The organism is Achromobacter sp. 1014246743 (genome assembly GCF_059760725.1).
Map to the genome: position 1 here is coordinate 1 of NZ_JCBANA010000114.1, position 12412 is coordinate 12412.

A 12412-nucleotide genomic window follows, 5' to 3' on the forward strand; every position below is an offset into this window, starting at 1 on the left:
GTCAGGCACCTAAGGGAGCCGCAGAAACTCACCTGTCTCTCGTGGAATGGTAGCTAACCATCCCAGGGCTCAAGATACAAGGGAGCCGAAGGCGGACGACGATGACGACGGGGCAGTCCGGAGCGAACGCTCCGGACCGCAATCGTGGGCGCCCGCCCCGCATGACACCGCCGCCAGGGACGACCTACGAAGTACCGAACGCCCTACGAAGCAACAACCAACCTACACGACCAAGCGTTAAAGCAGCTTCCCAGGATTCATGATTCCCTTAGGATCCAACACCCGCTTGATCTCCCGCATCACCCGCAACTCCAACGCATCCTTGCTATGCAAGAAGTGATCCCGCTTCAACTGCCCGATCCCGTGTTCCGCACTGATGCTCCCCCCATACCGGTTCACCTCATCCAGCACCGCATCCGTAATCGCCGCCCCATGTTCCGCCACCCAGCTGCGGTCTGCACCCGCCGGCCTGGACAGGTTGTAGTGCAGGTTGCCGTCGCCGAAATGGCCGAAGATGAACGGGCGCAGGTCCGGGTAGAGCGCGCGGATGCGGGTTTCGGCCGATGCCATGAAGTCCGGGATGCTTTCGATCGGCAGCGACACATCGTGCTTCAGGTGGGGGCCGTCTGCGCGTTGGGCTTCCGAGATTTCTTCGCGCAGTTTCCACAGGGCTTGCAGCTGCGCCAGCGACGCCGATACCGCCGCGTCCAGGCACAGGCCGCGTTCCAGCGCCGTGCCGATCACGTTTTCCAGCAACGCCGTCAGCGCGGCCTCGTCTGCCGTGTCCGCCAGCTCCACCAGCACGTACGCCGGGTAGCGTTGATCGAACGGTTCCTGTACGCCCGCTGCGTGCGTCAGCACCAGGTCCAGGCAGTCGCCCGAAAAATACTCGAAGGCTTGCAGGCGCGCGCCGCATTGCTCGAACAGTATCTCGAACAGTTGCAACGCCTGGGCCGGCGACTCGACTGCCGCCAGCACCACCGAACGCACGTCCGTGCGCGGGAACAGGCGCAGCGCCACCGCCGTAATCACGCCCAGCGTGCCTTCCGAGCCGATCAGCAGCTGCTTCAGGTCGTAGCCCGTGTTGTCCTTGCGCAGCGTGCGCAGGCCGTTGAAGATCTCGCCGTTGGGCAGCACCGCTTCCAGGCCCAGCACCAGCTCGCGCGCCATGCCGTAGCGCACCACATTCACGCCGCCGGCATTGGTGGCGACGTTGCCGCCGATCTGGCTCGAGTCTTCCGCGGCCAGGCTCAGCGGCAGCAGGCGGCTGGCGTCCTGCGCTGCGCGGCGCAGGTTGCCCAGGATGCAGCCGGCTTCGGCCACCATCGTATTGGCCACGGTGTCGATCGAACGCACGGCATTCATGCGGTCCAGGCTGAGCACCACATTCACCGGCGCGGCGTCCGGCGTGGCACCGCCGCACAGGCCCGTATTGCCGCCGCGCGGCACCACCGGCACGCCGGCCTCGTTGCAGATCGCCAGGCAGGTCGAGACTTCGGCGGTCGTGCGCGGACGCACCACCGCTTGCGCGTGGCCGTTGTACAGGCCTCGCCAATCCGACAGCCACGGCGCGATGTCGGCGTCGGCGGTGTAGACGGTATCGGGACCCAGGGCCTGGACCAGGCGCTGTGCAATATCGGTTGAGCTCATGATGTCTATGGGGAAACGGGAAAGAGGGAATCCAGTTGCAGGCGGCCTGCGGCCTGGCGCAAGTGGCGCACCGCCATCGCGCGAGCGCTGTCGGCGTCGCCCGCGCGGATCGCGTCGAACACCGCCACGTGCTCCTGGTGCACCGCGTGCGTCATGCCTTCCTGGCGGCGAGTGTTCGAACGCGCCGTGCTGACGGCCAGGCGCAATTGCAGGTTCAGGTATTGCAGCAGGTCTTGGTAGAACGGGTTGTGCGTTGCCGTGGCAATGCCCAGGTGGAACGCGATGTCGTGCTCCACGCTGAGCTCGGGATGATCCAGGTGGCGTTCCAGGTCGGCCAGCGCGCGGGCCATGGCATCCAGATCGACGGGGGTGCGCCGCTGGGCCGCCAGGGCCGCAGCCCCCCCTTCCAGTTCCATCCGCAATTCGTAGACGTTGGCCAACTGCTCTCGGCTGACCGCGATGTCGGCCGGCACCAGGAAGCCTTGCGAGCCGGTGCGCGACACCACGACACTGCCCGAGCCTTGGCGGCTCTGGATCAGGCCCTGGGCCCGCAGGCGTTCGGTGGCCTCGCGAATGACCGCGGCGCTGACGCCGTATTGCTCGGCCAGCACCCGCCCCGGCGGCAGCTTGGTGCCCACGGGGCAGGCGCCCTGGGCAATGTCGTCGGCAATCTGGCGGGCGACCTGTTCGGTCAGGGTAAGGGTCTTGGTCAGCATGGCGCCGCCAGTATAGCGCAGACTTCTCAGGTTATCTGATAACTTTGGGAAAACCGGGACCCTGGCTTGTCAGTCCCCGGGCTTGATCGGCATCGGCAGCGGAATCGCGCCGTACCCGGGCGGGCGCAAGCCCGCTTGCTCAAGCGACGGCGGCTCCGCCGGCCTCGGCCTCTTCCAGCTCCGGTGCGCCCGCCACGGCGCAGCGGCGGCCGCCCCTGGCCTTGGCGCGATACAGCGCCGCATCCGCGGAATCCAGCACCGATTGGGCTTTGCGGTTGGCGCCGGAAATGAGGGATATGCCGATGGACAGCCCGACGCAGACGCGCGTGCCATCGGCAAGCGTGATGGGCTGCGTGGCGTCGCGCAGCAGATGGTTGCCCAGCCGCAGGGCGGCGGTGGCGTCGATGCCGGTGGCCAGCACGATGAATTCGTCGCCGCCGATGCGGGCGGCCACGTCGTCCACCCGCAGCATGGCGCGCATGCGTTCGGCGATCGTTTTCAACACATGGTCACCCGCGGCGTGGCCGTGGGTATCGTTGATGATCTTGAAATCGTCCATGTCCATATAGAACAGGGCGGCGGCGCTGTCATGCTCGCGCGCGCTGGTGCAGATGCGTTCAAGCGCGGCTTCCAGCCCGGCACGGTTGGCCAGGCCGGTCAACGCATCCAGGCTCGCCCGGCGCTCGTTCTCGCGCTCGGCCAGCATGGTGGACACCAGGATGCGCCGCAACCGCTGCGACGCGATGCTCATGCTGACCAGGTAGAACGGGATCTGGATGAAGACGATCGCCGTGACGATTTCACCGGCGAACAGCGCACCCAGGCACATCGGGCCCAGGCTCAGGAAGATCATCGCGGCCACCAGCCGCGGCGCGCCATAGTTGCGAAAGCAGATGCCGCCGGCCATGGCGCCGCAGGACACGCCCGCCAGCGTGGCCGCCAGCCAGTCGTGGTTCAGGAAGGTGATGAACACCCCGTAGCCCACGCTGAACGCCCACAACAGGGCCAGCAGGATGTAGATGTCGGTGTGGGTATTGCCGCCGCGCGCCGCGTTGCGCAGGGCCGACCGCAGAATGGTGACGCGCACCAGGGCCAGCACGATTTCCAGCACCAGCCACGAAATGTAGATCGGCTCGGGGCGCCGCCAGGTCACGACGCCGGAAATCATCAGGGTGTTGATGACGCCGCCGGCAAAGATGGGCAAGGTGCCGAACAGGCTGGCGATCAAGGCGACGCGGATATCCGCGGGAGTATCTTGCCCGGAATGCGTCAACCAACGGGTCAGCCGCCACTTGGGCAGGCTGAAGCTCAATCCTGCTGTTTCCACACCGTCACGTCCAAAGCTGCCTGTCCTTATGCGATAGGCTGGCTGGCGTTATAGCAGGTATTTCAAACCTTTAATATTGTCCGCAAGGGCAATGCCTTCCGGATTTTAGGGGGACGGAGTGCCCCGCTTCCGCCCTGTTCAGTGCCCGCGGTGACCGCAGACGGCACATTCCGGATCGCGCTGCACATTCACGCTGCGCCACTGCATCGTGCGCACGTCCAGCCACAACAGGCGCCCGGACAGGCTCTCGCCCACCCCGGACAGCAGCTTCAGGGCCTCGGCGGCCTGCATGCTGCCGATGATGCCCACCACCGGCGCGAACACACCCATGGTGGCGCAATTGGCTTCTTCGACGTCGTCGGCCTCGGGAAACAGGCAGTGATAGCACGGCGCGTGGTCGTCGCGCAGGTCGTAGACGCTGACCTGGCCGTCGAAACGGATGGCCGCGCCCGACACCAGCGGCTTGCGATGCTGCACGCAGGCGCGGTTGATGGCGTGGCGCGTGGTGAAGTTGTCGGTGCAGTCCAGCACCAGGTCGGCCTGCGCCACGGCGTCGGACAAAGCCTGGCCTTGCAGGCGTTCGACGCGGGCATGCACACGGGCCTGGGGATTGAACGCGGCCAGCATATCGCGCCCCGACTCGGCTTTGGCCCGGCCGACACTGGTCGTGGTGTGAAGAATCTGGCGTTGCAGGTTGCTGAGTTCGACGACGTCGTCGTCAGCCAGCGTGATGTCGCCGACGCCTGCCGTGGCCAGGTAGAGCGCGGCAGGCGAACCCAGTCCGCCCGCCCCTACGATAAGCACACGCGCCGCCAGCAGCTTTTCCTGCCCTTCGATACCCAGCTCGTCGAGCAGGATGTGGCGGGCGTAGCGCAGCAGTTGCTCGTCGTTCATTTGTCCTTGCTGGGCTCGACTCCGGTCGGCGTGATCTTCATGCGCTGGGCGCCGGCCGTGCCGGGCTTGGCATCAGCCTTGGCCTGCGCGCGGGCGGTGCCCTTCTGCACCGGCTTGCCGGCCAGCAGGTTCAGCGCCTGCTGCAATTGGAAGTCGTCCTTGCCGCCGAACTCGAACACCTTGGTCGGAACGTCGACATTGTCCTGGTCGGCGTTGGACTTCACTTCGTTGGACGTGCCCGGGTTGGACAGGTGGCGTTGCAGGTCGGCTTCGCGCGGCAGGCGGAACAGATCGCCGTCGGCGGTATCGGCCACGACGTAGTCGGGTTCGATGCCGGTCGCCTGGATCGAACGGCCGCTGGGCGTGAAGTAGCGCGACGTGGTGAGCTTGACCGCGGTCGTTTCCGACAGCGGCAGGATCACCTGCACCGAGCCCTTGCCGAAGGTACGGTTGCCCAGCACCTTGGCGCGCTTGTGGTCTTGCAGCGCACCGGCCACGATTTCCGAGGCCGAGGCCGAACCCACGTTGACCAGCACCACCATCGGCACGGTCTTGGTCCAGGCCGGCAGGCCCGACAGGTAGTTGCTTTCGCCGCGGGCGTATTCCGACGGAGTCGCCAGGTACTTGTGGCGGGCATCCGGCGTACGGCCGTCGGTGGAGACCACCAGGGCATCGGACGGCAGGAAGGCGCCGGACACACCGATGGCGCTGGTCAAGAGGCCGCCCGGGTCATTGCGCAGGTCGAGCACCAGGCCCTTGGGGGCTTCCTTGGCGCCGAGGTCCTTGAGCTGCTTGGCCAGGTCGACACCGGTCTTTTCCTGGAACTGGGCGATGCGCACATAGGCGACGTTGTTGTCCAGCATCTTGCTGCGCACGCTGCGCACCTTGATGATGTCGCGAACGATCTTGAGCACGATCGGCTGGGGCCGGTCGGCACGCATGATGGTCAGCGTGATGGGCGACTTGGGCGCGCCGCGCATGAGCTTGACGGCGTCGTTCAGCGACATGCCCTTGGTGGGCGTGTCGTCGATCTTGATGATCAGGTCGCCGGCCATGACGCCCGCGCGCGCGGCAGGCGTGTCTTCGATGGGCGAGATGACCTTGACGAAACCGTCTTCGGCGCCGACCTCGATCCCCAGCCCGCCGAATTCGCCCTGCGTGGCCGTCTGCATTTCACGGAATGCGTCGGCGTCCAGGTAGGCGGAGTGCGGATCCAGGTTCGACACCATGCCGGAAATAGCGTTGTCGATCAGGGTCTTGTCGTCAACGGATTCGACGTAGTTGTTCTTGATCGCGGCGAAAACGTTGCTCAGTTGCCTGAGTTCGTCCAATGGCAGGGGGCTACCGCGCTGGGCGACAGCCGTCACGCCCACGCTGAGCAAGACACCTGCCACCGCACCGATGGCAATCAGACCGAAACCGCGAAACTTGCGAGTGCTCATGCACACTTCCCGAATTTGTTTTCGCCGAGGAGGGTTTGGCGAGGGTTTGGCTGTACCAGCCCCTTTACTGCTTTACTGCGCCAGCCACTGGGCCGGATCCACAGGAGCGCCACGATGGCGAATTTCAAAGTATAGGCCGGATTCCACTTGGCCGCCGGTTGCGCCGACCGTAGCAATAGTATCCCCTGCCGCGACGGAATCGCCCACCCGTTTGAGCAGGCTTTGGTTGTAAGCATAGACGGTCAGGTATTGCTGCCCATGATCCACAATGATGAGGTTGCCGAAACCCCGCAGCCATTCGGCGTAGACCACCGTGCCGGGGGCCACCACCTTGACGGGCGTGCCTTCGGGCGCGCGCAGCACCACGCCCCGCCAGACGCCGCCGTCCGGGCGATCGACCCCGAAACGACCCTGCACCTGCCCCCGCACCGGCGCGGCCAGGCCATGGCGCAAGCCATTGCCACCGCCCACCGGCGGCGCGGCGCGCTGAGTCGGCTGGGTAGATGCACTACGGGTTGGAGCGGCTTCTTCTTCAACAGGTTCCGCTTTCTTGGGTGGTTCCGCGGGTTTTACCGGAGGCGGCGCTTCGGCCGGCCCGGTCAGGCGCGTCTGACGCTGTTCAGCTGGGCGCAAGCCGGCGGCATCGGGGTCGGCCACGGCGACCGGGCCGCGCGCCTGCCGCGACGCGGCTTCGACCTGTTCGCGCGCCTCGGCGGCTTCCCGAGCCTCGCGGGCGGTACGGTCGCGGCGGGCATTGTCCGCCGCGGCCTTGTCGGCAGCCAGCTTGCGGTCAGCCTCGGCCTTCTTGCGGGCTTCGTCCGCGCGGCGGTCGGCTTCGGCCTTCTTGCGAGCCTCTTCGGCGCGGCGGGCTTCCTCTGCACGACGCACCTCTTCGGCACGGCGCCGCGCTTCTTCGGCTTTGCGGGCCTCTTCGATTTGCTTGGCGATGGCCGCGTCCAGATCGGTGATCAGGCGCGACAGGCGCTGGTCGTCGCGCCCCAACTTGTTGGCTTCGGCACGCTGGGCGGCAATCTGCCCTTCCAGTTGTGCCAGCAGGGTAGCGCGGGCCTTTTGCTGACCCACCAGCGCAGCCTTCTGTTCGGAGGTCTCGGCCACGCCCTTTTCGATCTCGGCGCGGCGGGCGTCGGCCCGGCCCTGCAAGGCCGCCAGCCGGTCGATATCGGCCCGCAGCGCGTCGACGGCGCGGGCACGGGCCTGCGACACATAGTCGAGATAGCCGAGGTTGCGGCCCAGTACCTGGGGATCGTCGCCCGACAGCAGCGCCGTCCAGGGCGACAGGCCGCTGGTGTACTGGGTGCGCAACTGGTCGGCCAGTTCCACGCGGCGCTTGGCCAGCACGGTCTGTTGCGCGGTGATCTGTTTTTCCAGGCTGGCCAGGTCCGCCGTGGCCTGGCGGTTGGCGTCCGCCAGCTCTTTCAGGCGCAAATTGATCTTGGAAATCGCGGATTCGGACTGCTTCAGCGCGTCGGCGGCTTCCTTGCGGGCCGCCTCGCGCGTGTCGATATCCTTTTGCAGGTTCTCGATGCGGTCGCGCAGCTGGGCTTGCTGCTTCTCAGCCTCGGACTGGCGACCGGCGAGGTCGTTGGGCGCGGCGTGCGCCGACAGCGCTCCGCCGGCCAGCATGACCGCCAACAACAACCCCGCCATGCGCACCATGGATATCAGTCCTTCTTAGCCTTGCCTTGGGCCGCGACCGCGGCCATGGCCGCCTCGATCTCGGCGGCGTCGCCCAGATAATAGTGGCGGATCGGGCGCAGGTCATCATCCAATTCATACACCAGCGGTTGCCCGGTGGGGATGTTCAGGTTGACGATGTCGTCGTCCGAGACGTTGTCCAGGTGCTTGATCAGCGCGCGCAGGCTGTTGCCGTGGGCGGCGATCAGGACCTTGCGGCCGGCACGGATGGCAGGCGCGATGGAATCGTTCCAGAATGGCAGCACGCGTTCCACGGTGTCTTTCAGACACTCGGTGGCCGGCAGCTGGTCGGCCGGAATCTTGGCGTAACGGCTGTCGAAACGGGGGTGGCGTTCGTCGTCCAGCGACAACGGGTTGGGCGCGATGGCGTAGGCACGGCGCCAGATCAGCACCTGCTCGTCGCCGTACTTGGCGGCGGTCTCGGCCTTGTTCAGGCCTTGCAGGGCGCCGTAGTGGCGTTCGTTCAGGCGCCAGGTCACCCCCACGGGGGTGTACATGGCGTCCATGGCGTCCAGGGCGATCCACAGGGTACGGATGGCGCGCTTGAGCACCGAGGAATAGGCCAGATCGAAGGTATAGCCTTCTTTCTTGAGCAGTTCGCCCGCCTTGCGGGCCTGTTCGCGGCCCGTGTCGGTCAGGTCGACGTCGGTCCAGCCGGTGAAACGATTTTCAAGATTCCACTGGCTTTCGCCGTGGCGCATGAGGACGAGTTTATGCATGGTTTGGCACGCTTGTAACGCGGGTTAAAGTGAGGGAATGCGCTCATTTTATAATTGAGCGATTTTGCCCTTGATTTTGCCCCGGCGCACCCGTCGATTTCCCCGGCGCGGCGCTTCAGGGTTCGCCTTTACCAGGCTAGACGCCGCACTTCAGGATGCCCCGTGGACCTTCTGCAATTCTTGCTCGATAAAAACAACATCTTCATTGTCGCCGTAGCCCTCGTTTCGGGCGTCATGCTGGCCATTCCAGCCCTGCGCAAGGGCCGTACCGGCTCGGCCGTGAGCACCACGGAAGCCATCCAGATGGTCAACCAGCGCCAGGCCGTCTGGGTCGACGTGCGCCCCACCGAACAATTCCAGGCCGGCCACATCGCCCAGGCCCGCAGCCTGCCGGTCGCCGACCTGGAACAAAAGATCGCTTCGCTGCCCAAGAACAAGCCGCTGGTCGTGGTTTGCGACAATGGCCGCGATTCGGCCCGTGCCGCCACCAAGCTGCGCGCGCAGGGCTTTGCCGACGTCGTGCCGCTGGAAGGCGGCATGCGCGCCTGGCTGGCCGCCAGCCTGCCGGTCACCCAGAAGGGTTGAACCGGCGCGCCGCGCCCCCACCTTACCGATAGAATCCGCCTGGAGCGCCTATGAATAAAGTTGTCATGTACAGCAAGGACTATTGTCCCTATTGCGCCCGCGCCAAGGCGCTGCTCGAGCAGCGCGGCGTGACCGACCTGGAAATCATCCAGATCGACCGGGAACCCGGCCAGCGCGATCTCATGATCGAACGCACCGGCCGTCGCACCGTGCCGCAGATCTTCATCGGCGATACCCACGTCGGCGGTTGCGACGACCTGATGGCCCTGGACCGCTCGGGCGGCCTTGCCCCCTTGCTCAACGGCTAAGCGCCCCGGCCCTGGCCCATCGCCCCTTTTTGCCCCCTCCACCAACGGAAACACTCATGGCTGATCAAGACCAAAACACCCAGCAAGAAGGCGGCAACGACGCGCCCTCGTTCAATCTGCAACGCGTCTACCTGAAAGACCTTTCGCTGGAAATGCCGAACGCGCCTCACGTCTTCCTGGAGCAAGAAGCGCCCCAGGTCGAAGTGAGCATCACCGTGGGCGGCCAGCGCCTGGCCGAAACCGTGTTCGAAACCACGGTCACCGTCACCGTCACCACCCGTGTCAACGACAAGGTCGTGTACCTGGTCGAAGGCACCCAGGCCGGCATCTTCGAAGCCGCCAACATCCCCGAAGAGCAACTCGACCCGCTGCTGGGCATCGTTTGCCCGACCATGCTGTACCCGTACCTGCGCGCCAACATCGCCGACGCGATCACCCGCACCTCGATGCCGCCGCTGCACCTGACCGAAGTCAACTTCCAGGCCCTGTACGAACAACGCCTGGCCGAACTGCAACAGCAGCAAAGCAATGCCAACGGCAATGGCAGCGACTCGGGCATCATCCTGCCCGCCAGCGCCACCCGCCAATAAGGCACGCCGCGGCACCCCATGAACCTGCCCAATCCGCCCAGCCTGCGCGTCGCCGTCCTGGGCGCGGGTAGCTGGGGCACCGCGCTGGCGGCGGCCGCAAGCCGCCGCCACCCCACCGTACTGTGGGCACGCAACCCCGCGCAAGCCGCCGACATGGCGGCTCGCCGCGAAAACGCGCGCTACCTGCCCGGCATCGCCCTGCCCCAGTCGCTCGAGATCTCTTCCGACCTGGACGCCACGCTGCGCAGCCTGCAGCAAGCCGGCGCCACCCCCTTGATCGTGCTGGGCGTCCCCGTGGCCGGCCTGGCCGCCACCTGCGCTGAACTCTCGCGCCGCCTGCCCGAACTGGGCCTGCAGGACACCCCCATCGTCTGGACGTGCAAAGGCTTCGAAGCCGACACGGCCAGGCTGCCCCACGAAATCATCCGCGAAGCCCTGCCCGGCGCCATTGGCGGCGCGCTGTCCGGCCCGTCCTTTGCCCGCGAGGTCGCCCAAGGGCTGCCCGTGGCCCTGACCGTCGCCAGCGACAACGCCGCCCTGCGCGCCGCCACCACCCAAGCTTTCCACGGCGCCGCGCTGCGTGTCTACGCCAGCACCGACCTTGTAGGCGTGGAAGTCGGCGGCGCCCTCAAGAACGTCATCGCCGTCGCCTGCGGCATCGGCGACGGCCTGGCCCTGGGCACCAACGCCCGCGCCGCCCTGATCACCCGCGGCCTGGCTGAAATGACCCGCTTCGGCGTCGCGCTGGGCGCGCAAGCCGAAACCTTCGCCGGCCTCACCGGCCTGGGCGACCTGGTGCTGACCGCCACGGGCGAACTCTCGCGCAATCGCCGCGTCGGCCTGGAAATCGGCGCCGGCCGCAAACTGGCCGACATCCTCGCCAGCGGCATCACCGCCGAAGGCGTGCGCTGCGCCCGCGCCGCCCTGGATCGCGCCCGCGCCATCAACGTCGAACTGCCGATCACCGAAGCCGTCTGCGCCGTGCTGTTCGACGGCGTAGCCCCCATGACCGCAGTGTCCGCCCTGCTGGCGCGCAACGCCCGCGACGAACAGAGCGACGGCGGCGGCTGAATCCCGCACGCCGCCCGGCCCCTTCCCGTCCAAGAACAACACGACGCACGACACCCCAGGAGACATCCTTCATGACGCAAACCCGCAAATTCCGGGTCGGCCCCCTGCTGCGCGGCCTTTGCCTGAGCCTGGCGGCCATCCTGCCCGCCGCCGCCCACGCGGACTGGCCCGAGCGCCCCATCCATATGGTGGTGCCCTTCCCGCCCGGCTCATCGCCCGACATCCTGGCGCGCACGATCTCGGAACCGCTGGCCCAGGCGCTGGGGCAGCCCATCGTCATCGACAACAAGCCCGGCGCCGGCGGCAACATCGGCACGCGCATCGTCACCCAGGCCAAGCCCGACGGCTACACCCTGCTCTACACCATCAACGGCCCCCTGGTCACCGCCCCCACGCTCTACAAAAAGACCCTGGGCTACGACCCCCTCAATGACCTGGCACCCGTCACCCTGGTCGGCACCAGCCCCAACGTCCTGGCCGTACCCGGCAACCTGAAGAACGTCAACAACGTCCAGGACTTCGTCAAGATGGTCAAGGAACACGGCAGCTCGCTGAACTACGGCTCCGTCGGCCCCGGCAGCTCGGCCCACCTGGCCATGGAAATGTTCAAGGAACGCGCCGGCATCGACATGGCGCACATCCCCTACGCCGGTTTCCCGCAGGTCATCAGCGCCATCATCGGCGGCGACATCCAGGCCGGCTTCATGGTCCCCGCCATCGCCATGCCCCAGACCCGCGACGGCAAAGTCAAAGTCCTGGCCGTCACCAGCCTGCAGCCCAGCGACACCCTGCCCGGCATCCCCACCATGGCCGCCCAGGGCTACCCCGACTTCGAAGCCATCTCCTGGAACGCCATCCTGGCTCCCGCCGAAACCCCGATGCCCATCATCGACCGCCTGAACAGCGAACTGACCCGCATCATCAACAGCGACACGGTCCGCAAGCAGATGGCCCTGCAATACTTCACCCCCGCCCCCTCCACCCCCGAAGCCCTGACCGTCCGCATCCAGGACGAAAAGGCCCGCTGGGACCAGGTGATCCAAAAGCTGAACCTGTCGCTGGACTAAGGCAAAGAACCGACGCCCCTGCGCGCAATCACCCGCCCCCCAACCGCGCGCAGCGGCATCGGCGCCCGCAAGACACCGCGTAAGCCTCGTAAGGCCGCCCGCGCGGCCGGCACGAGGCGGGCACCGTCCCACCCCGCCAACCCCCTCCGATGTTGGCTAGCACGTCAAGCACACTGACCGTCCCAGCGGCCGCGACTAAAGCACATCAAGAGCGCGTGACGGGGCAGGCGGGTGAGGGCGGGGCGTGTAGATGCGCCCGACGGAATCGGAAGGGAAGGCCGAAGGCCTGGACGACGATGAGGACGGGGCAGTCCGGAGCGAAGGCTC

At 66.6% G+C, this 12412-nt stretch carries 12 protein-coding genes; 5 read left to right on the top strand and 7 right to left on the bottom strand.

Annotated features, from left to right (window positions below):
- Positions 1-237 precede the first annotated feature (237 nt).
- The 7 genes from AC6LJ2_RS29145 to gpmA form a co-directional block, all read right to left on the bottom strand.
- Positions 238-1650 (bottom strand): FAD-linked oxidase C-terminal domain-containing protein, encoded by a 1413-nt coding sequence (locus AC6LJ2_RS29145; protein ID WP_263915789.1) that lies wholly within the window; start codon positions 1648-1650, stop codon positions 238-240.
- Positions 1651-1655: 5 nt separating this feature from the next.
- Positions 1656-2366: an FCD domain-containing protein gene (locus AC6LJ2_RS29150; protein ID WP_263915790.1), complete on the bottom strand. Its 711-nt coding sequence runs from the start codon at positions 2364-2366 to the stop codon at positions 1656-1658.
- Positions 2367-2505: 139 nt separating this feature from the next.
- The gene (locus AC6LJ2_RS29155; RefSeq protein ID WP_263915791.1) at positions 2506-3678 is read right to left on the bottom strand and encodes a diguanylate cyclase; all 1173 of its coding nucleotides are present in this window, start codon (positions 3676-3678) and stop codon (positions 2506-2508) included.
- A gap of 153 nt (positions 3679-3831) precedes the next feature.
- Positions 3832-4587, bottom strand: coding sequence for a HesA/MoeB/ThiF family protein (locus AC6LJ2_RS29160; protein ID WP_498152703.1), 756 nt, complete (start codon positions 4585-4587; stop codon positions 3832-3834).
- Positions 4584-6029, bottom strand: a complete 1446-nt coding sequence (locus AC6LJ2_RS29165) for a S41 family peptidase (RefSeq protein WP_263915793.1) — start codon at positions 6027-6029, stop codon at positions 4584-4586. Before AC6LJ2_RS29165 ends, AC6LJ2_RS29160 begins: the two co-directional genes overlap by 4 nt.
- A 72-nt stretch (positions 6030-6101) precedes the next feature.
- Positions 6102-7706, bottom strand: coding sequence for a murein hydrolase activator EnvC family protein (locus tag AC6LJ2_RS29170; RefSeq protein WP_498152704.1), 1605 nt, complete (start codon positions 7704-7706; stop codon positions 6102-6104).
- A 5-nt stretch (positions 7707-7711) separates the two neighbouring features.
- Positions 7712-8464, bottom strand: coding sequence for a 2,3-diphosphoglycerate-dependent phosphoglycerate mutase (gene gpmA, locus AC6LJ2_RS29175; RefSeq protein WP_199166600.1), 753 nt, complete (start codon positions 8462-8464; stop codon positions 7712-7714).
- 162 nt (positions 8465-8626) lie between these two features.
- Between gpmA and AC6LJ2_RS29180 the strand changes: the two genes are divergently transcribed.
- The 5 genes from AC6LJ2_RS29180 to AC6LJ2_RS29200 all read left to right on the top strand — a co-directional run bounded on the left by AC6LJ2_RS29180 (position 8627) and on the right by AC6LJ2_RS29200 (position 12085).
- Positions 8627-9049, top strand: a complete 423-nt coding sequence (locus AC6LJ2_RS29180) for a rhodanese-like domain-containing protein (protein ID WP_263915794.1) — start codon at positions 8627-8629, stop codon at positions 9047-9049.
- A gap of 50 nt (positions 9050-9099) precedes the next feature.
- Positions 9100-9357, top strand: coding sequence for a glutaredoxin 3 (grxC, locus tag AC6LJ2_RS29185; RefSeq protein WP_025138386.1), 258 nt, complete (start codon positions 9100-9102; stop codon positions 9355-9357).
- A 56-nt stretch (positions 9358-9413) separates the two neighbouring features.
- Positions 9414-9947 carry a protein-export chaperone SecB gene (secB, locus tag AC6LJ2_RS29190; RefSeq protein ID WP_049076759.1) on the top strand — a complete coding sequence of 178 codons (534 nt, stop codon included), beginning with the start codon at positions 9414-9416 and terminating at the stop codon, positions 9945-9947.
- 18 nt (positions 9948-9965) lie between these two features.
- Complete coding sequence (locus AC6LJ2_RS29195) at positions 9966-11018, top strand: NAD(P)H-dependent glycerol-3-phosphate dehydrogenase (RefSeq protein WP_445657747.1); 1053 nt, start codon at positions 9966-9968, stop codon at positions 11016-11018.
- Between the two features lie 71 nt (positions 11019-11089).
- Positions 11090-12085 (top strand): Bug family tripartite tricarboxylate transporter substrate binding protein, encoded by a 996-nt coding sequence (locus AC6LJ2_RS29200; RefSeq protein ID WP_263915797.1) that lies wholly within the window; start codon positions 11090-11092, stop codon positions 12083-12085.
- The last annotated feature ends 327 nt before the right edge of the window (positions 12086-12412 follow it).